This window comes from Micromonospora sp. NPDC049257, assembly GCF_040678915.1.
Taxonomy (GTDB): domain Bacteria; phylum Actinomycetota; class Actinomycetes; order Mycobacteriales; family Micromonosporaceae; genus Micromonospora; species Micromonospora antibiotica.
Window position 1 is genome coordinate 26,539 of sequence record NZ_JBFAQU010000038.1, and the last position, 19,610, is coordinate 46,148.

General features: G+C 73.9%; 17 protein-coding genes. 7 read left to right on the forward strand and 10 right to left on the reverse strand.

The annotated features are described in order from the left end of the window. Window positions 1–52 precede the first annotated feature (52 nt). A complete protein-coding gene (locus AB0K25_RS30160; protein WP_357536710.1) occupies window positions 53–1,087 on the reverse strand; it encodes a linear amide C-N hydrolase in 1,035 nt (344 codons plus the stop codon). A gap of 151 nt (window positions 1,088–1,238) precedes the next feature. On the opposite strand from AB0K25_RS30160, the gene AB0K25_RS30165 reads away from it, so the two are divergent. Continuing rightward, window positions 1,239–2,465, forward strand: coding sequence for an SLC13 family permease (locus AB0K25_RS30165; RefSeq protein WP_363823846.1), 1,227 nt, complete (start codon window positions 1,239–1,241; stop codon window positions 2,463–2,465). A gap of 40 nt (window positions 2,466–2,505) precedes the next feature. Here the strand turns inward: AB0K25_RS30165 and AB0K25_RS30170 are convergent, their stop codons facing one another. The 3 genes from AB0K25_RS30170 to AB0K25_RS30180 all read right to left on the reverse strand — a co-directional run bounded on the left by AB0K25_RS30170 (window position 2,506) and on the right by AB0K25_RS30180 (window position 6,536). Then, on the reverse strand, window positions 2,506–3,462 hold the full coding sequence (locus tag AB0K25_RS30170) for a hypothetical protein (RefSeq protein ID WP_363823848.1): 957 nt from the start codon (window positions 3,460–3,462) through the stop codon (window positions 2,506–2,508). Window positions 3,463–3,673: 211 nt separating this feature from the next. Then, a complete protein-coding gene (locus tag AB0K25_RS30175) occupies window positions 3,674–5,893 on the reverse strand; it encodes a glycoside hydrolase family 9 protein (protein WP_363823849.1) in 2,220 nt (739 codons plus the stop codon). Between the two features lie 115 nt (window positions 5,894–6,008). Continuing rightward, window positions 6,009–6,536, reverse strand: coding sequence for a 2'-5' RNA ligase family protein (locus AB0K25_RS30180; RefSeq protein WP_357536717.1), 528 nt, complete (start codon window positions 6,534–6,536; stop codon window positions 6,009–6,011). A gap of 99 nt (window positions 6,537–6,635) precedes the next feature. Here AB0K25_RS30180 and AB0K25_RS30185 point away from each other — a divergent pair, with 99 nt between their 5' ends. Continuing rightward, a complete protein-coding gene (locus AB0K25_RS30185) occupies window positions 6,636–8,354 on the forward strand; it encodes a DEAD/DEAH box helicase (RefSeq protein WP_219462374.1) in 1,719 nt (572 codons plus the stop codon). A 57-nt stretch (window positions 8,355–8,411) separates the two neighbouring features. Here AB0K25_RS30185 and AB0K25_RS30190 read toward each other — a convergent pair whose 3' ends face one another. After that, window positions 8,412–8,783, reverse strand: a complete 372-nt coding sequence (locus AB0K25_RS30190) for a DoxX family protein (protein ID WP_208570701.1) — start codon at window positions 8,781–8,783, stop codon at window positions 8,412–8,414. A gap of 129 nt (window positions 8,784–8,912) precedes the next feature. Next, window positions 8,913–11,249, reverse strand: a complete 2,337-nt coding sequence (gene lon, locus AB0K25_RS30195; RefSeq protein ID WP_363823851.1) for an endopeptidase La — start codon at window positions 11,247–11,249, stop codon at window positions 8,913–8,915. A 243-nt stretch (window positions 11,250–11,492) separates the two neighbouring features. On the opposite strand from lon, the gene AB0K25_RS30200 reads away from it, so the two are divergent. Continuing rightward, window positions 11,493–11,840, forward strand: coding sequence for an Lsr2 family protein (locus AB0K25_RS30200; protein WP_208570699.1), 348 nt, complete (start codon window positions 11,493–11,495; stop codon window positions 11,838–11,840). A gap of 365 nt (window positions 11,841–12,205) precedes the next feature. Here the strand turns inward: AB0K25_RS30200 and AB0K25_RS30205 are convergent, their stop codons facing one another. Together AB0K25_RS30205 and AB0K25_RS30210 are read right to left on the reverse strand one after the other, a co-directional pair. Continuing rightward, complete coding sequence (locus tag AB0K25_RS30205; RefSeq protein WP_363823853.1) at window positions 12,206–13,501, reverse strand: hypothetical protein; 1,296 nt, start codon at window positions 13,499–13,501, stop codon at window positions 12,206–12,208. Window positions 13,502–13,807: 306 nt separating this feature from the next. Then, window positions 13,808–14,932: a hypothetical protein gene (locus AB0K25_RS30210; RefSeq protein ID WP_363823855.1), complete on the reverse strand. Its 1,125-nt coding sequence runs from the start codon at window positions 14,930–14,932 to the stop codon at window positions 13,808–13,810. A 3-nt stretch (window positions 14,933–14,935) separates the two neighbouring features. Between AB0K25_RS30210 and AB0K25_RS30215 the strand changes: the two genes are divergently transcribed. Together AB0K25_RS30215 and AB0K25_RS30220 are read left to right on the forward strand one after the other, a co-directional pair. After that, on the forward strand, window positions 14,936–16,045 hold the full coding sequence (locus tag AB0K25_RS30215) for a DICT sensory domain-containing protein (RefSeq protein WP_357536723.1): 1,110 nt from the start codon (window positions 14,936–14,938) through the stop codon (window positions 16,043–16,045). A 17-nt stretch (window positions 16,046–16,062) separates the two neighbouring features. Beyond that, complete coding sequence (locus AB0K25_RS30220; RefSeq protein ID WP_219462379.1) at window positions 16,063–16,779, forward strand: helical backbone metal receptor; 717 nt, start codon at window positions 16,063–16,065, stop codon at window positions 16,777–16,779. A 32-nt stretch (window positions 16,780–16,811) separates the two neighbouring features. Here AB0K25_RS30220 and AB0K25_RS30225 read toward each other — a convergent pair whose 3' ends face one another. Next, window positions 16,812–17,501, reverse strand: a complete 690-nt coding sequence (locus AB0K25_RS30225) for a CBS domain-containing protein (protein ID WP_219462383.1) — start codon at window positions 17,499–17,501, stop codon at window positions 16,812–16,814. A 223-nt stretch (window positions 17,502–17,724) separates the two neighbouring features. On the opposite strand from AB0K25_RS30225, the gene AB0K25_RS30230 reads away from it, so the two are divergent. Together AB0K25_RS30230 and AB0K25_RS30235 are read left to right on the forward strand one after the other, a co-directional pair. After that, on the forward strand, window positions 17,725–18,288 hold the full coding sequence (locus AB0K25_RS30230) for a DoxX family membrane protein (RefSeq protein WP_219462385.1): 564 nt from the start codon (window positions 17,725–17,727) through the stop codon (window positions 18,286–18,288). A 173-nt stretch (window positions 18,289–18,461) separates the two neighbouring features. Beyond that, on the forward strand, window positions 18,462–18,845 hold the full coding sequence (locus AB0K25_RS30235) for an FKBP-type peptidyl-prolyl cis-trans isomerase (RefSeq protein ID WP_208570694.1): 384 nt from the start codon (window positions 18,462–18,464) through the stop codon (window positions 18,843–18,845). Between the two features lie 247 nt (window positions 18,846–19,092). On the opposite strand, the gene AB0K25_RS30240 is transcribed toward AB0K25_RS30235, so the two are convergent. Beyond that, window positions 19,093–19,461, reverse strand: coding sequence for an STAS domain-containing protein (locus AB0K25_RS30240; protein ID WP_208570693.1), 369 nt, complete (start codon window positions 19,459–19,461; stop codon window positions 19,093–19,095). Window positions 19,462–19,610 lie beyond the last annotated feature (149 nt).

Genomic DNA, 19,610 nt, shown 5'->3' on the forward strand with positions numbered 1-19,610 from the left:
GCCGTTCGTGGTGCAGGGACGCCGTGCGTGCAGGGACGCGCGGGTGGCGGGGTCAGCGGATCGGCAACTGGTAACGGCGTTCCGTGCCACCGCCGGCCACGGTGACCAGCCGGACCTCACCGTCACGCAGCCCGTACGTCACCGACCAGCGGGTGTGCCCCTGCCGGACCTGGTCCAGCAGGCGCAGCGCCGCCGTCGGGTCGACCCGGCCGTCGGCCGCGTCCAGCGCCGCCGCGAGGACGCCGTAGCGGCGGTCGCGGCGACGCTGCTGCTCGGGTACGTCGACCACCGGCACGTTGGTCAGCGCCTGCCACCGCCCCTGCCCCCGCTGCACCCGCATCGTCCCGTCGACGAACTCGACCACCGCCGACCGGCCGCCCGCGTCGGCGAGCAGGTAGTGCAGTGGGGGCCCGCCGTCGAAGTCGAGGTTGTGCCGGCCGAACAGCGCCACCGCCTCGTCCACCGTGGCCGCCCGGTCCAGCACCAACCGCAGGATGCGCACCGACCCGACGGTGGGCCGGCCCGGCACAGGCTTCGCGGTGGCGTTGTCGTCGGCGGCCAGCCCGACGGCCAGCCCCCGCTCGTTCATCCCGTCGAAGGGCAGCAACGGCGCGTCGAGCAGCCGGCGGTCCCCGGTCGGGTCCGGGCCCACCCCCAGGTAGGACAGGTCGACCAGGGAGACCGAGGCGTAGCCCTCGGGTGGGTCGGTGCGCAGCACCATCGCCGGGTTGGCGTCCCAGTCGAAGTTGCGGGCGAACAACGGCCGGGCCGGGTCACCGGAGGCGGCGAACAACGAGCAGCCGAACGGGCCGGTGTCCGGCCGGGCGTCGGTGCCCACCGTCGGGTCGTAGCCGCCGACGTAGGTCATCTCGTAGAGCGGCAGGTCGTCGACCTTGCGCAGGCTGTCCAGCGTACGCCGGGCCTGCTCCGGGTCCTGCCGGGAGGCGACCGGCGGGCTCGCGGACGCCGATGCCGAGGCGGTCCGGTCCGATTCGGTCGGAGTGGCCCGATCCGTCGGGGTGGCCTGGGCACAGCCGGTGGCGACGAGCGACAGGGCCAGTCCGGCCCCCAGCAGCATCCTGCGCATATCTCCTGAACGCTAGGGCAGCCGTGCCGGGATGTCCACCGTGGCGGGAACCGCGCACGTCGATGTCGGGCCCGCCGGTACGGGGTCGTCGGGCGGGCAGTTGCGGCCAACCGGCGTCGGAGCAGGGCCGGCTGTGCGAGGATCGTGCGCCGTGACACCTGCCGGCGGGACACCGCCCGTACCGACCCGACGGCACCACCGTCCGAGGCTGCACCCGCTGGACCGGGTGGCGATCGGGCTGGCCCTGCTGGGCCTCGGCGCGGTGGCCACCGGGCTGCTGCCCCGGGCCGACGCCGCGGCGACCCTGCACCGCATCCTGCCACTGCTGCTCTTCCTCGGCGCGGTGGTGGTGCTCGCCGAGCTGACCGCCGTCGCCGGGGTGTTCGACGTGCTGGCCACCCGGCTGGCGATCGCCGCGCGGGGCAGCTTCGCCGGCCTGTTCCTGCTCTGCGTCGGGTTCGCCTCGCTCACCACCATCGCCCTCAACCTGGACACCACCGCGGTCCTGCTCACCCCCGTGATGATCGCGCTGGCCCGCCGGCTGGGCACCGCCCCGGGGCCGCTGGCGATGACCACGGTCTGGTTGGCCAACACCGCCAGCCTGCTGTTGCCGGTGTCGAACCTGACCAACCTGCTCGCCGCCGACCGGATCGCGCTGACCCCGGCGGCGTACGCGGCCCGGATGGCGTTGCCGCAGGTCGCGGCGATCGGGGTGACCATGGCGGGGTTGTGGCTGTGGTACTGGCGGCGGGGGCGGCGCGACGCCGACCGGTTCACCCCTCCCCCACCGCACCGGCCGGCGGACCGGCTGCTGTTCGGCACGGCGGTCGCCGGCTGTCTGCTGCTCGTCGCCGGCATCCTGGCCGGGGTGGAGATCGGGGTGGCCGCCGCCGTCGCCGCCGGGCTGGTGGTGGTCGGCTTCGCGGTCCGGTCCCGGCGGACCCTGCGCCCGGCGCTGCTGCCCTGGCGGCTGCTGGTCTTCGTGACCGGCCTGTTCCTGGTGGTGCAGACCCTCGGCCGGCACGGGCTGGACGACCTGGTCTCCGTGCTGCTCGGGGACGCCGGGGGCACGGTGGGGGCGCTGCGCGCCGGGGGCACCGGGGCGTTACTGGCCAACCTGGTCAACAACCTGCCCGCCTACCTGGCCGGTGAGGCGGTGCTCCCACCCGGAGACGGGACCCGGCTGCTGGCGCTGTTGATCGGCACCAACGTCGGCCCGCTGGCGGTGCCGTGGGCGTCGCTGGCGACCCTGCTGTGGTTCGAGCGTTGCCGCGCCGCCGGGGTGACCGTGCCGCTGGGCCGGTTCGTGGCGACCAGCGCGGTGGTCGCGGTGCTCGGCACCGTCGCCGCGGTGCTCGCCCTGCTGGTCGTCGGCTGACCCGGCGGCGGTGTCCCGCCCGCGTGGGCACGGTCGGCGTTCAGATCCCCATCTCGGCCTCGTACGCCGAGCGCAGCCGGGCGCGGGCGGCGGGGGCCAGGCAGACGTGCCAGGCGGGACCCTCGTCGATGACGTTCAGCTCACCGGCGGCCTGCCGGGCCAGCAGGATCTCGGCCAGCACGTCCCGCGCGCCGAACCGGGCGTACCAGGCCAGTTCCAGGTCCACCGCCCAGCCGAGGCAGTGGCCGCTGGGCAGCATGGCCGGCTGGCCGAGCCGGCGCAGCCGGTACCGGTGTTCGGCGCTGTGGGCCAGGTTGGTCACCCACAGCGGCGGGGTGCCGGGCGGGGCGGACCGGGCGAACTCCCGGGCCAGGTCGTTGAGGAGCGCGACGACCTCGCGGCGGGTCCGGCGCAACGGCACACCGGCGGTGGGCGGGGCGGTATCCGGCAGCAGCCGGCCCCGGACGGCGCGCACCCCCCGGCCCAGGACGCTTCCCGGTTGTTCCCGGTAGCGGAAGCCGAGCAGACCACGACGGCGCAGCCATTCCAGGTCGATCAGGTCGGGGTGCGTGTCGACCTGCTCGTCGGTCGCCAGGGCCGTCGTGTCCCGCCACCACATCAGGTCGATGCGGGACAGCAGGTAGATCCGGACCAGGGCGGTCAGGTCGGGGCCCGGGGCGGGCCGGTCGGGCTGGTGGCGGGCCAACTCCAGCAGCAGGGTCTCCCGGGCGCCCAGCACCCCCTGCCCGGTGGCGTCGAGCACGTCGGCGATCGCCGGCTCGCGCAGCCGCTGGTCGAGCAGCACCTGACGGGCGGCGGTGCCGGCGGTCCCCGCGAGCGCGCCGACCTCGACCAGCAGCTCGGCGACCGCCTGCCGGTAGGCGTCGAGGTCGGGGGCGGCCGGCCGCACGGGACGGGTCGGGGCGGGCGTCCGCCGGGCCGGGGCGGACGGGGTGACGCCGGGTTGGGGGCCGGGGCTTCGGCTGGGCACGCGCATGGTCGGTCCTCTCCCGGTGCGACACGGTGCGGATGAACCTGAGGGCACCGTAACCGTGGTGAACCGGTGGAGACCGAGCATTCCTCCCACAGCCCCCGAAGGGCGACACACGGCCGGCGGCGTCGCCCGGTCCCGCACCGGCCGGGGCCCGTACGGGACCGTGACCGGACCGCCCGTCGACGTGCGACGGGCGGCCCGGTGCGGGCGCGGGTCAGCGCAGGGTGCAGGCCGTCCCGTTCACCGCGAACCCGGTCGGGGTCGCGTTGGTGCCGCTGTAGGTGGCGTTGAAGCCGAGGTTGACCGAGCCGTTCGGCGCGACCGCGCCGTTGTAGCTCTCGTTGGTCACCGTGACCTCGCTGCCGCTCTGGCTGAACCGGCCCGACCAGCCCTGGCTGATCTGCTGGTTACCGGTGAACCGGAACGTCAACCGCCACGACGACCAGGCCGCCGCGCTGGTGTTGGCCAACGTGACGCTGCCGGTGAAGCCGGTGCTCCAGCTGTTCGCCGAGTAGGTCACCGCGCACCCGCCGGCCGGCGGCGGCGTGGTGGTCGGCGGGGGCGGCGTGGTGGTCGGCGGCGGCGTCACCGTGGGGGTCGGCGTCGGGTCCGGGCCGGTGCCGCTGCCGGCCTGCTCGGCCGCCCAGTGCACCAGCCAGGCCAGCGCCGCGTTCCAGTTGATCGCCACCTCGTTGACCGAGTACGCGCCGATGTCGTCGATGAAGCACTTCTGCGGCTTGCAGCCACCGAGCTGGGCCTGCACGACCGGGTCCTGCAACTCGCTGTTCGGGCCGCCGGAGAGCGAGCCGGGCGGCGCGGTGGGCAGCGAGCCGTCGTTCTGGTTGGCCCAGAACCGGTGGTGCAGGTTGCGCACCGGCTTGTCCCCGTACCCGGCCACGTAGGACTGGTTGAGCGGGTTGCGGCCGAGCAGGTAGTCGTAGGCGGCGAAGGCGCCGTTGCGGTACCGCGTCGTGCGGGTCAGGTCGTAGGCCAGGGCGAGCACATTGGCGTTGTTGGCGACCGCGCCGTTGGAACCCCAGTAGTACGTGCCGTTGCCGCTGCCCGGGGCCGGGTAGCCCTGGTTGGCGATCTGGGCGAGCATCCGGTCGGCGAAACCGACGATCGCCGACCGGATCGCGCTCACGTCGCCGCTGGCCAGGCCGGTCGGCACCAGCACGAGGGTGGTGTCACCCAGCCCGGCCGTCCAGCTCCAGTCGTACGCGCCCCGGGTGAAGCCCGCTCCCCGGGCGTGTGGGGAGCTGCTCAGGTCGTTGCGGTAGCCCGTCGAGCCGGTGGTGGCGTACAGCTCGGCAGCCGCCCAGTAGAACTCGTCGGTGACGGTGTTGTCCTCGTACGCGCCGCCGCCGGTGTTGTCGGTGGCGGGGGCGAGCCGGTTCGGGTTGGCCTTCGCCGCGGCGTACGCCTTCTCGGCGGCGGCCAGGGCCCGGGAGGCGAAGGAGGCGTCGAACGGCTTCCACAGCCGGGACGCCTGGGCCGCCACCGCCGCCATGTTGAGGGTGGCGGCGGTGCTCACCGGGGAGAGCAGCCGGGGCTCGCTGTCCAGCTCCGGACGGGTGGGCAGCGCGGTCCAGTTCTGGTCGTGGATCTTGTGGTGCACCATGCCGGCGTTGGTCCGGCCGTCCGGCACCTGCATCTTGAGCAGGAACTCCAACTCCCAGCGGGACTCGTCGAGCACGTCCGGCACCCCGTTGGACCGCTCGGGGATGGCCAGCGTGCCGTCGGCGACGGCGGACTTGTCGGCCCCGTTCACGTACAGCGTGCGCTCGTAGATGTTCTGCAGCTGCCAGGTGGACAGGCCGCCGTTGACCACGTACTTGCCCTGGTCACCGGCGTCGTACCAGCCACCGCGCACGTCCAGGGTGTAACCGCAGGAGGTGCGGCACGGCACGTTGTTGTCCCCCCGGTTGGGGGCGACGTTGACGTGCCCGGCCGGGCGGGCGTAGCGGGAACCGACGTACTGGGCGTCGATCGGGGTGCCGCTGCGCTGGTGGTAGAAGAACGCCAGCGAGTCACCGCGCAGCCGGCGCACCGGGTCGGCCGAGATGTCGAAGGGGTAGCTGTTGCTCCCGCCCACCGACAGCACGTAGCCGGTGCCCGGGGTGTCGTAGGCCGAGAAGTCCGCGATGTGCACCGGGTCGCCGGAGAGCGCGTCGGTGCCCCGTACCGTGGTCTGCCCGGAGGCGACCGTGGCGCCGCCGGCGTTGCGCAGCGTCCAGCCGAGCGGGGAGTTCGCGGAGTTCACGACGGTGGCCTGCTTGGGCAGCCCCGGCACGTAGGCGACCTGGTTGACCTTGACCGGTGAGCCGGGGTCGGGGGCGGCGGAGGCGAGCTGCGGCACGGCCGCGAGCCCGCCGAGGGCGAGCAGGGCGGCAGCCGCGAGCGCGACCGGACGCCGTCGGACATGGTGGGGCATGGGGCCTCTTCCGGTGGGGATGGCAGTGACCACCCGGCCGGACCGGCGCAGCAGTGACCCGCCGGGCGGTCGGATGGACCGTCGACGGGAGCGCTCCGCCCACCATAGACCACCGTCAGTCCGCCGGGAAGTCACCGCCCACCGGCCGGACGGTCCGGGTGTCGCCGTCGTAGCTGCGTGCCGCCACGAACCGGCCCTCCGGCCGGTCACCGCCGACCACCGCGCGGGCCCGCCGCCGGTCGTGGTCGCGGAAGCGCAGCGCGAGGCTCAGGTGCGGCACCCAGTTCCCCGGGGCGTGCCAGGGCCGCTGCCCGTCCGCGCCGTCCAGTGCCGCCCAGACGGCCCCGTGCAGGGCGGTCAGCTCCGCCGTGGGCCGGACCAACCAGACCAGCGGCGCGCTGCCGTCGAGCACCGCCACCCGTTCCAGCCGGACCGGCAGGGGCAGCGCGGCATCGAAGAGACCGGCGAGCCGGTCGACCGCGCCGGGCGGGAACGCCTCGACGGCGGCCAGCGTCAGGTGCGGCCGGTTCGTCGGGTGGCCGTGCCGGGCCAGGCTGGGCAGCCCCGCCCCGGCCAGCCTGTCCCACGCGGTGCGGACCGTCTCCTCCAGCACTGGGCAGCAGAGCAGTTCCACCGTACGCACGCCCGTCAGGCTAGCCGGCGGGCGGGCGCGGCTGTGCCGGTCGGCACGGTGGGGCCGGTCGGCGCGACGGCCCGACGGGGATGATGGAAAACTTTGCCCATGAGTTCCGCACCTACACCGACCGACCTCTCCGCGCCCGACGACTCCGACGGCGTACCCGCCTTCGTCGATCTCGGGCTGCGCGCCGAGCTGTTGGGCGCGCTCGCCGCGCTCGGCTACGAGGAGCCCACCCCCATCCAGCGCGAGGCGATCCCGCTGCTGCTGGCGGGACGGGACCTGCTCGGGCAGGCGGCGACCGGTACGGGCAAGACCGCCGCGTTCGCCCTGCCCCTGTTGCAGCGGATGCCGGACGACCGCTCCGGCGGGGACCCGGTGTCGCTGGTGCTGGTGCCCACCCGGGAACTGGCCGTGCAGGTCTCCGAGGCGTTCCACCGGTACGGCAAGGACCTCGGGGCCCGGGTGCTGCCGATCTACGGCGGCCAGCCGATCGGCCGTCAACTGCGCGCCCTGGACCTGGGCGTGGACGTGGTGGTGGCGACCCCCGGCCGGGCGCTGGACCACATCGCCCGGGGCACCCTGCGGTTGGGCGCGCTGGCCACGGTGGTGCTGGACGAGGCCGACGAGATGCTCGACATGGGCTTCGCCGAGGACATCGAGGCGATCCTGGAGCACGCGCCCGCGCAGCGCCAGACGGTGCTCTTCTCGGCCACCATGCCGGCCCGGATCGACGGCCTGGCCCGCAAGCACCTGACCGACCCGGAGCGGATCCAGATCGGGCGGGAGCAGCCGGTCGCCGGGGAGGCGCCCCGGGTCCGGCAGAGCGCGTACATCGTCACCCGGGCTCACAAGCCCGCGGTGCTGGGCCGGGTGCTGGACGTGGAGTCGCCGACGGCGGCGATCGTGTTCTGCCGCAGCCGGGAGGAGGTGGACCGGCTCACCGAGACGATGAACGGGCGCGGCTACCGGGCCGAGGCGCTGCACGGCGGGATGAGCCAGGAGCAGCGGGACCGGGTGATGGGGCGGCTGCGCGCCGGCACCGCCGACCTGCTGGTGGCCACCGACGTGGCGGCCCGTGGGCTGGACGTCGAGCAGCTCACCCACGTGGTCAACTACGACGTGCCGTCGGCCCCGGAGTCGTACGTGCACCGGATCGGCCGGGTGGGCCGGGCCGGTCGGGAGGGGGTGGCGATCACCCTCGCCGAGCCCCGGGAACACCGGATGCTCAAGACCATCGAGCGGGTCACCGGCCAGCGGATCACCATCGACAAGATCCCGACGGTGGCCGACCTGCGGACCCGCCGGCTGGCGTTGACCCAGGCGGCGCTGCGGGAGAGCCTGCTGGAGGACGACCTGGACCCGTTCCGGGTGATCGTCGAGTCACTGTCCGACGAGTTCGACCTGATGGAGGTGGCGCTGGCAGCCGTCAAGCTGGCCCACGAGGCGGCCCTGCCCGGCTCCGACGACGACGAGGAGATCCCGCAGGTGGCGGTCCGTCCGCCCCGGGAGTCCCGGCCCGGGTTCGACAGCCGGGGCGGGGACCGGCGCGGTGGCGGCCGGCCCCGCACGGGCGGCACCGCGCAGGTCTTCATCGGCCTGGGCCGCCGCGCCGGGGTCCGCCCGCAGGACCTGGTCGGTGCGATCACCGGCGAGACTCGGGTGAGTGGCCGCGACATCGGCTCGATCGAGATCGCCGACCGGTTCTCCCTGGTGGAGGTGCCGCAGGGCGTCGCCGACGAGGTGATCGCGGGGCTGCGCAACAGCACCATCAAGGGCCGTAAGGCGACCGTACGGCGCGACCGTGGCGGCGAGGGGCACTGACCCGACACGCGACACCGGCCCGCACCCCAGGACGGGGGCGCGGGCCGGTCGCGTTCGTCAGAGCGGGTACGGCCCGAAGCGGCCCCAGGCGACGATCGCCGCCAGGATCAGCAGCACCACGGTCATCGCGGTGCCGGGGTGCTCCTTGGCGCGGGCGTGCACCACGATCGCGCCGATCATCACGATCACCAGCCCGACGGCGGCCAGCGGGGTGAGCACGGTGGCGATGCCGGTGAGGCCGGGCAGGACCAGTCCCAGCGCGGCCAGCACCTCGACCGCGCCGAGCGCCTTGACCTGGGTGGGCGGGACGTTCTCCACCCAGCCCATCCGGTCGCGCAACTTCTCCTTGGGCTGGGTCAGCTTGGTCAGCCCCGCGCCGGCGAAGAGCGCGGCGAGCAGGATCTGCAGGATCCACAGGAACAGGTTCATCGGCGGTCGCCTCCGGGGGGTGCCACCGTGGTGGCGGATGCGGTAACGGGGATGGTCAGGCTACGGCCCTGACGGCCCCCGACGCCCGGTGGGACGCCGAGGGCCGTGGAAGCGGTCGGGCGAGGCCGGTCAGGCGGCCCCGACCGGCCGGCCGCCGAGCGTCTCCGCGTCGATCTCGGCCGGGCGCAACGCCAGGGCGAGCACGTCGGCCACGTCGGCCAGGGTGTGCACGGTCAACGCCTCGCGTACCTCGGTGGGCAGGTCGTCGAGGTCCGGCTCGTTGCGGGCCGGGATGATCACCTCGGTCAGGCCGGCCCGGTGCGCGGCGAGCAGCTTCTGCTTCACCCCGCCGATGGGCAGCACCCGCCCGGACAGCGTCACCTCGCCGGTCATCCCGAACTCGGGCCGTACCGGCCGGCCGGTCACCAGGGACGCCAGCGCGGTGACCATGGTGATGCCGGCGCTCGGGCCGTCCTTGGGCACCGCGCCCGCCGGCACGTGCAGGTGGATCCGGCGTCCGGCCAGGACGTTCGGGTCGAGGCCGTAGCGCCGCCCGTTGGCGCGCAGGTAGGACAGCGCGATGTGGGCGGACTCCTTCATCACGTCGCCGAGTTGCCCGGTGAGGGTCAACCCGGGCTCACCGTCCATGCTGGTGGCCTCGATGAAGAGCACGTCACCGCCGGCGCCGGTGACGGCCAGGCCGGTGGCCACGCCGGGTACCGCCGTGCGCTCCGCCGACTCCGGGGTGAACTTCGGCCGGCCCAGGTAGCTGGCCAGGGTGTCGGTGTCCACCCGGACCGGGGTCGGGTCGGTCGTCAGGGTCACGGCGACCTTGCGCAGGATCTTCGCCAGGGCCCGTTCGAGCTGCCGGACGCCGGCCTCCCGGGTGTACTCGCCGGCGATCAGCGCCAGCACCTCGTCGGTGACGGTCACCTCGTCGGCGGTCAGGCCGGCCCGCTGGAGCTGCCGGGGCAGCAGGTGGTCGCGGGCGATGGCGACCTTCTCGTCCTCGGTGTAGCCGTCCAGGGTGACCAGTTCCATCCGGTCCAGCAGCGGGCCGGGGATGGCCTCCACCACGTTGGCGGTGGCCAGGAAGAGCACGTCGGACAGGTCGAGGTCGACTTCGAGGTAGTGGTCGCGGAAGGTGTGGTTCTGGGCCGGGTCGAGCACCTCCAGCAGGGCGGCGGCCGGGTCACCGGCGTACCCGGCGGCGAGCTTGTCGACCTCGTCGAGGAGCACCACCGGGTTCATCGAGCCGGCCTCGCGCAGCGCGCGGACGATCCGGCCGGGCAGCGCGCCGACGTAGGTGCGCCGGTGCCCACGGATCTCGGCCTCGTCGCGGACGCCGCCGAGGGAGACCCGGACGAAGTTGCGGCCCAGCGCGCGGGCCACCGACTCGCCGAGGCTGGTCTTGCCGACTCCGGGCGGGCCGGCGAGGGCGAGCACCGCGCCGGAGCCGCGCCCGCCTACCACGCCGAGGTTGCGCTCGGCACGGCGGTTGCGCACCGCCAGGTATTCCAGGATGCGGTCCTTGACGTCGGCCAGGCCGGCGTGGTCGGCGTCGAGCACCGCCCGCGCCGTCGCCAGGTCGGTGTTGTCCTCGGTACGGGTGCTCCACGGCATCTCCAGCACCGTGTCCAGCCAGGTGCGGATCCACCCCGCCTCGGGTGAGGCGTCGCTGGCCCGTTCCAACTTGCCGACCTCACGCAGCGCCGCCTCGCGGACCTTGTCCGGCAGGTCGGCGGTCTCCACCCGGGAGCGGTAGTCGGCGGAGCCGTCCGGCTCGTCCTCGCCCAGTTCCTTGCGGATCGCGGCGAGCTGCTGGCGGAGCAGGAACTCCCGCTGGGACTTCTCCAGCCCCTCCCGGACGTCACTGGTGATCTGTTCGGTGACCTCCTGTTCGGCCAGGTGGTCCTTCACCCAGCCGACGAGCAGCTCCAGCCGGGCGGTGACGTCCTGAGCGGCGAGCAGTTCGGTCTTCTGCGCCAGGCTGAGCCACGGCGCGTAGCCGGCCGCGTCGGCCAGCTCGGACAGGTCGGTCATCCTTTCCATCGCGTCGATGACCTGCCAGGCGCCCCGCTGCTGGAGGACCGAGGTCATCAGGGCGCGGTACTCGCGGGCCAGGTCGCGGGCGCGGCCGGCGGGGGCGGGTTCGTCGAGTCGGGTGGCCTCCACCCAGAGGGCGGCGCCGGGTCCGGGGACGCCGGAGCCGATCCGGGCACGGGCCAGGCCACGCACCACGGCGGCGGGTTCGCCGTCGGGGAGGCGGCCCACCTTCTCGATGGTGGCGATCGTGCCGACGGGGCCGTACTCGCCGTCGATACGGGGTACGGCGAGCAGGGTGTTGTCGCCCCCGGCCCGGGCGGCGTCGACGGCGGCCTGGGTGGTCGGGTCGAGGGTCACCGGGATGACCATGCCGGGGAGCAGGACGACGTCGGTCAGGGGAAGTACCGCGAGGGTTGCCATCGGACACCTGCCATCACTTGAGGTTGAGCGTGTCTCACTCAAGTCACAAACCGTGCCCCGTGTTCCGGGATGTGACCCAGGACACATCCCGCCCGCACCTCCACCCTCGGCCAGCATTGGCCAGACCCGGATTTCCCAGGATTGACCCGACCCGTCAAATGAAAGAGAGGCGTATTGTTGCGGATTTGCCGTCAGATACGTCAAACTCTTAGCACACCCCGCTCAACACAGGGAGTAATGGCGATGGCAAGGAAAGTAATCACCGTTCTGACCGACGACCTCGACGGCGGAAAGGCCGATCGGACCGTCGAGTTCAGCCTGGACGGGGCGGCGTACACCATCGATCTCTCCGACGAGAACGCGGGGGTGCTGCGCAAGACGCTCGACGCGTACATCACCGCTGGCCGCCGAATGGGGCGGGGCGCGGTCGAGACCGGTCGGCCGGCTCGCCGCCCCGCTCGCGCCGGAGTCTCGGGAATGGACCGCGAGCAGAACCGCGCCATCCGGGAATGGGCGACCAAGAACGGCCACGAGATTTCCGAGCGTGGCCGCATCCCGGTCTCGGTCGTGGAGGCGTGGAAGAGCCGCTGAGGGCGGTCAGGTCACGAACGGACGCGCCGGGGTCACGCTGAGATAACAGCGGCGACCCCGGCGCTTTTCGCCGTGTCCACAATTTCCACCCGCTGCGCCGTCACCGAAAACCCTTGCCGGCCCGCCCGGCCCTGGCCGCCCGGAACGCCCCGCACCGCGGGCCGCCCGGAACACACCGCACCGCGGGCCGTGGAATGCGTCGCTTCGCTGGCCGCCCGGAACGCGGGGCCTCCGGAACAGGATCGCCACCCGCCGGCCGCACCGGGCCTCAGCGTCGGCCTCCGGAGAAGTGGACCCACCCGAAAGGCCACGGGCCGCCCCGGGGAGTTCCCCGGGGCGGCCCGTGGCCTTTGTCGTCTGTCCGGTCAGTTGACCCGGATGCGCACCACGTCGAAGGCGGGGGTCTGGTTGGCCCGCTCCATCATCGGAACCCGGTGCGAACCGTCACCGGCCCAGACCGCGCACTGCGCCGTACCCGACTGCGGCAGGCCCGGGATCTGGATGGTCACGTCGTCGGACTGGTTGCCGCCCTTGCCGTCCTCGGTGGCCACGAAGAACGCCGGGACGTCCTGCGGGTTCGACGGGGCCTGGTTGGTGTTCTGCAGCATCCGGCAGGCGGTGTGGAAGTGACCACGGGTGAGGCCCTGACCGTTGAGCACCGAGCTCTCCAGGTAGTAGCCACCCTGCCCGGCCGCCAGGAACCGGTCACGGACCAGGTTGCGGGTGGAGACCTTCAGGCTGAAGGCCTGGTTGCGCTGCACCTGGTTGGGGAACTGCGTGATCAGCAGCGACGGGTTGTTGGCCGCCGCGCCGACCTCGCCGAACGCGGTGCTGACGCAGCGGTTGCCGTTCTGGAAGCCGTCGTGCGGCTGCAACCGGCTGTTGGCGCAGTCCTTGGCGAGCACGCCCAGGGCGTTGCCGTTGTTGTTGCCGCCGTTCTGGCCGCCGTTGTTGCCGTTGTTGCCGCCGTTGTTGTTCTGGCCGCCGTTGTTGCCGTTCTGGCCGCCGTTGTTGTTGCCACCGTTCTGGCCGCCGTTGTTGGCGGCGGCGGCGACCTGGCAGCCGGCGAGCTGCTCCAGGCCCTGCGGGCGCTGGGCGAACCGGCCGATCGCGGTGGCGATCCGGTTGAGGGCGGACCGCCGCTTGTCGGCCAGCGGGCCGAGGATCGCGTTGTCGATGAACGCCTTGCCGTTGCGCCCCTCGGCCGCCAGCCGCTTGTTGGCGTCGTCGATCTGGGTCTTCAGCAGGGCGAGTTCCTTGTCCACCTCGGCCTTGGCCTGGGCCGGGATCTGCGGCAACCGGGGGGTGACCTCCGGGCAGGCCACCGTCGAGGCCAGCGTGGTCACCGGCGCGTTGCCGGCCTTGACGGCCTGGCACTCGGCGACGGACATCTGGCCGTCACCCCAGTGGTTGCGGACCCACCGGCCGTTCTGCCAGGTCTGGGTGGTGCTGCCCCGCCCGCTCGGCGAGGTGGCGCCGGGGCTCGGTGCGACACAGGCCGACGAGACGTTGCGGGCCTGCTGCCTCGGCTTGTCCCCGGCCGATGAGATCTGGGTGACGGCGGCGATGCCGCCGAAGACGACGAGCGCACCGACCGCCGCCAGCAGCCGCTTGCTCCGCGCGTTACCGGACGACCGGCGTGCCCCTGTGGACCTGCGCATCGAATTGCTCTCCTTCTCGATCCGGTACCTGACTCGTGTCCCCGACGAGGAGACGACCTTCGGGTCGGTCTCCCCCACCGGGGTCACTGCGACGTTCCGGTCGCACGTCGATGGCCGACGATGCCTTTCCGCACCGTCCGCCGCGTCGGGTGGCGCGGCTGGGAAGATCCTGTCCATTCCCGCTTAGGTACGGGCCGGCCCGGACGAAGGTTCAAAGCGGATCGAGGAATCCGGGACCATTTTTCGGCCGGGCCGGATTGTCACCACACGTCGCCGGAAAATGACGGCGGGTCGTTCCCGGAGGGGTCAGTCCCCGCAGAGGTGATCGAAGGCGAACGGCGTGGCCAACTCGTCGCGCCGGTCCCGCAGCACGCAGATCTGCCGGCGCAGCTCGTCCCGGTCGAGCAGGGCCGATTCGTCGGTCACAGCCACCGCCGGCCGGTCACCCACCGGCAACCGGTCGCCCACCGCCACCGCCGCGAGGTCCTCGGCCAGTCGGGCGGGGTCCACCCCGCAGTGCCACCGCGCCTCGGACACGGTGACCCGCTCCACCAGGCAGCGGCCGGTCCGCACCTCGACCCAGCTCCACCCCTCGGCCGTCCCGTCGCGCCACCGCACGTGCAGCCCGCGCACGATCGGATCACTGAGCCGCCGCGACACGTACGCCTCGACGGCCGCCGCCCGGGACAGCGCGCCGAGGTCGTTCACCGCTCCGGTGCGCCCGTCGGGCAACCGGCCGACGATGTCCCGGTAACCGACCGGGTTGTCGTCCGGGTCGTCGCCACCGGCACCGGCAGCGTAGGCGCGGGCGTCGATGACGTACGTGATGATCCGTCGGCCGTGGTCGGCGGCCCGCAGCGTCGGCGAGCCGATCCGCAGCACCGGCAGGCCCACGGCGGCGCAGACCGCCGAGACCATCCGCTCGGTCCGCTGCCCCGCCGAGCCGGCCGGCGCGGTCGGGCCGACGGTCAGGGCGAACAGCGGCACGCCGGTGTCGGCCGCGCAGACGACGTGGTCGAACTCCGCGCGCAACGCCGAACTCCACTGGTGCCCGGTGACCCCGGCCGGCCGCCGCGACACCAGGTCGCCGAGCCGACGGGCGGGGTACACCGCCTGGCCGGCCCGGACGAACAGCGGCGCGGCCCCGGCCGGAACCGGCCGCAGCCGGGCCCCGTCGTCGGTGGCGGTACGCGTCATCGTCGGGTCGGTCCGTCCGTGGCAGGAGAGGTGACCGGCCGAGTCTAGGACGTCGACCCCCGTGCCCGCCTCGTCGGTGCGGTCGGTGGACCCGGCACCGAGCGGTCGATCCGGGCGGTGGGTCGGCACTGGGCCGTCGAAGCGGACGATGAGCCCGGCATCCGGGCCGTCGATGCGGGCGGCGGGTCCCGCACCAGGCGGTTGGTGTGCCCCGACCGGGATCTCTACGCTCACGGGGTGCTGCACGACGGACCGGCCCCGGAACTGTTGACCAAGCGGAGTCTCGTCACGGTCTCCCACGCCATCGAGCGGTCGGCGCTGGCCACCGCCGAGGACGGCCCGCTGGTGGTGATCGCCCTGTTCCAGCGGATGCCGTACTTCCAGCGGGAACGGGCCCGCTACACACGCATCGCCGCGGGTGCGGCGGTCACCGTGGTCGGACTGGTCGGGCAGACACCGCCGGAGCTGCCCGACGGGGCGTACCCGGTGGCGCTGGAGGAGACCGAGGAGCTGGCCCGGGAGTGGAGCGTGGTGGCCCTGACCCCCCGCTTCGGGGCCAGCCTGGTGGCCCGGGACCGGCGGGAGGTGGTGGCCGCCGACACGCTGGAGGAGGGCCGGCTCTTCGCCGGCCGCTGGGGGTTCCGCCGGGACGAGGCGCTGCACGAGGTGATCCGGCTGCGGGCGCACCTCGGCGACCGGCTCCCCCCGGCCGCGCTGACCGCTATCGATCAGGTGCTGCGCCGGGTCAGGGACCTGCCGGCGACCCCCGGTGAGAGCCGGGCGGAGGCGGCGTTGCGGCTGATGGCCGAGCGCGTCGACCGGGCCCCCCGTGGCGGGCCGGGACGATCCGCCGAACCGGTCGCGGGACCACCGGGCCTGGTGGACGAGCCGACCCTGCGCCGCTGGACCGGAATGGACGGGGTGACCGCCGCCGGCACCCTGCCGGTGGCCCTGATCGGGGTCCGGATCGGTGACCCGGCCCGCGCCGCCGAACGCTTCGGACGCCGCAGCACCGCCCGCGAGGCGCAGGCCGTGATCGCCGCGCTGACCGCCCCACTGCGCCCGCTCGACCGGGCGATCCGCCTCGCCCCCGACGAGTACCTGCTGGTCCTGCCCGCGTTGAGCCGGGAGGAGGCGCTGGCGGTGGCCGGTCAGGTGCACACCTCGGTCGCCGGGCTGGCCCGGTCGTACCCGTTCGTGTCCTTCGCGGTGCACACGGCGGTCACCGTGACCGACCGGCGGCCGATGCCGGTGGCCGAGGTCCGGCACGCCGTCGAGTGGGCGGCCCGGGAGGGCGTACCGATGGCTACGGTGTCCCGGGAGACCGTCGCGAGCGCCGCCCACTGAGCACGGTAGGGGACACGATGCGGGTCGTCTCGCTGGTGCCGTCGCTGACCGAGGCGGTGGCGGTGACAGTGCCGGAACTGCTGGTAGGGGCGACCGACTGGTGTGTGCACCCGTCGGGTCTGGACGTGGCCCGGGTCGGCGGCAGCAAGTACCCCGACCTGGATCGGGTCCGGGCGCTGCGGCCGGACCTGGTGCTGCTCAACGTGGAGGAGAACCGGCGGGCCGACGCCGACGCGCTCAGCGCGGCCGGGGTGCCGGTGCTGGTCACCTACCCGCGTACCGTGCCGCAGGCCCTGGACGAGTTGGCCGGGGTGCTCGCCGCGCTGGGGGTGACCGGGGAGCCGGGCTGGCTGACCGACGCCCGCCGGGCCTGGGCCGCACCCGCCGTCGGGGCCGGGGCACGCCGGGCCGTGGTGCCGGTGTGGCGACGGCCGTGGGTGGTGCTCGGCGGGGACACCTTCGCCGGGGACGTACTGCGCCGGCTCGGCGTGGTCAACCTCTACGACGACGACCCCGAGCGCTATCCGCGCCCCGACCTCGACGCGCTGCGGGCCCGCCGGCCCGACCTGGTGGTCCTGCCCGACGAGCCCTACGCGTTCACCGCCGACGACGGGCCGGACGCCTTCCCCGGCATCGACTGCGCGCTGGTGTCCGGCCGGCACCTCACCTGGTACGGCCCGTCGCTGGCCGAGGCGCCCGCCCTGCTCACCGCCCAACTCGCCACCCCGGTCTGACCATCCGTCCCGGGCGGGTGCTCGGGTGGCGGTCAGGCCACCGGGGTGATCCCCCGCTCCACCAGGCCGGCGTCGTCGACGTCGTACCCGATGGTGCTGGTGACCTGGACCACGCCGCTGACCTGGCCGGCGAGTTTCTCCGCCAGCTCGGCGTCGGTCCGCCGGTCCAGCCGGCCGTCCAACCGCACCGCGCCGTCGCGGACCTGCACGGTGACCAGCCCGTCCCGCACGGCCAGCACCCGCCGCAGCACCTCCTGCACCACGTCCTCGCGGATCTCGGCGTCGGTGCGCAGGTGCACCCGCAGCAGGTCGCCGCGGGTGACGATGCCGACCAGCCGGCCCAGGTCGTCGAGGACCGGTAGCCGCTTGACCGCCTCCCGGTCCATCAGCCGGGCCGCCGCCGGCAGCGACGCCCCGGGGTGGGTGGTGACGGCCGGCGCGGTCATCAGCTCCTTCGCCAGCAGCGCCTCGGCCTTCTCCCGGGACACCCGACGACGTCGCCCGGCGAAGACCCGCCGTTCCTCCTGCACCCCGGAGTGCTCCACCTTGTGCAGCAGGTCCGCCTCGGACACCACCCCCAGCACCCGCCGGAAGCCGTCCACCACCGGCACCGCGCTGATGCCGCGCCGGATCAGCACGTCGACGATCGCCCGGTAGGGGGTCTCCTCCCCCACCGTGGCGACCTCCCGGGTCATCACGTCGTCCACCTGCCATGTCCTCATCACGACCTCCTCGGGCTCTCCCGGCCGACGTTAGGGCCGGCCCGACCGGTCGGGGCAGAGGCGGACGGACCGGTGCCGCGGAGGCCGAAGGTCCCGTCGGGAGGCCCGTGGCAGGGGACTTAGGTCCCGCCCCGGCACGTACCGGTCGGCCCTGCCGGGACGGCCGCGAACGGCGTGGAATGTAACTGCCACCGGGAAGTGCGGTGCCAGGCAGAGAAGGGACGTGGGAACCATGACCGCGACGATCGAGCGGAACACCACCGCAGGGACCGCACCGGTGGCCGGAACCGAGACCACCCGGCAGCGCGCCGCCCGCTACGTCTGGGCCGGGACCCGGATCGCCCTCGGCTGGATCTTCCTCTGGGCCTTCCTGGACAAGCTGTTCGGCCTCGGCCACGAGACCGCGACGAAGAACGCCTGGATCAACGGCGGCAGCCCGACCAAGGGTTTCCTGGCCTTCGGTGCGAAGGGTCCGTTCCAGGGGCTCTACCAGGACATCGCCGGTGCGGCCTGGGCCGACTGGCTGTTCATGATCGGCCTGGCCGGCATCGGGGTGGCCCTGCTGCTGGGCATCGGGATGCGGGTCGCCGCGATCGCCGGTGGCCTGCTCATGGTGCTGATGTGGACCGCCGTCCTGCCCCCCGAGAACAACCCCTTCATGGACGACCACCTGATCTACGCCGCGGTGCTGGCCGGTCTCGCCCTGGTCGGCGCGGGGAACACCCTCGGCTTCGGCCGGGTCTGGGCCACCCTCCCGCTGGTACGCCGGTTCGGCTGGCTCCGGTAACCGACCGCGAGCACCCGACCGGCCGGCAGGGGCGCCACCTCGACGGTGGCGCCCCTGCCGCGCGTCCACCCCCGCCCGTGGGGTCCGGCGTCGGGCCCTACGGGAATAGGTCCGTCACGATCGGGCAGGATCGACACCGACCGGACGATCGTGCGACGACGAGGAGATCAGCAATGAACACGCCCCAGGCAGGTAAGCCGGAGATCGGCCCGATCGAGGGCGCACCCCCGGCCGACCTCGTCATCGAGGACATCACCGTCGGCGACGGCCCCGAGGCCCAGCCGGGCCAGCTGGCCAACGTGCACTACGTCGGGGTGTCCCACTCCACCGGGCGCGAGTTCGACGCCTCCTGGAACCGGGGTGAGGCGTTCGAGTTCCCGCTCGGCGGCGGCCAGGTCATCGCCGGCTGGGACCAGGGCGTGGTGGGCATGAAGGTCGGCGGTCGTCGCCGGCTCACCATCCCGCCGCACCTGGGCTACGGCAGCCGGGGCGCGGGCGGGGTCATCAAGCCGAACGAGACCCTGGTCTTCGTCGTCGACCTGCTCGGCGTCCGCTGACCACCGGCGGGGTCGCCGGCACCGGCCGGCGGCCCCGCCGGCACACCTACCGAGATCCTGCGCCGTGCCCGGGGTCCTGTGCCGTGCCCGGGGGTCCTGCGCCGTGCCCGGGGGTCCGGTGCCGGACTGCCCGCCCCGGGGCCGGCGGCGTCGGCCGTCGAGGTGCCGGGCGGCCCGGGTCCACGTCACACCCGGCTCGACGAGCCGGCCGGACACGACGCGGGCAGGCGGGCGGGCGCGTGGCCGGTCAGGCGCAGGCGGCCAGGGGGCGGTGCGTGACCCCGACCGGGGCGTCGCCGTGCCGGACCGCGATGATCCGGTGCAGGCCGGTGGCGCGCAGCACCCGGGCGACCACCGGATCGGGGTCGACCACGACCAGCTCGCCGCCCCGGGCCCGGACCCGCAGGTGCGCGGCGACCAACGCCCGCACCCCGGCGGCGGAGAGCACCCGGACACCGGAGAGGTCGAGCCGCAGCAGCGGACGGACCGGTGCGGCCCAGAGGGCGACCCGGAACTCGCCGACGGTGGCGATGTCGATCTCGCCCACCACGCGCACCTCGACCACGTCGTCGGCCACCCGGAGCCGCACGTGGAACCGGTCCTCTCCCTGCGTCATGCCCCGAATCTAGCCCCCACCTCCGACGTTTCCGCCCTGCCAGAGGCGGGTTTCCGGGTAGTCCCAGGGTCGCCCCGGAGCTGACCCTGACTCCTCCTCAGGGTGGACCCACGCGGTACGCCGTGGTCGGCCCGTCGCGACGGGCCGAC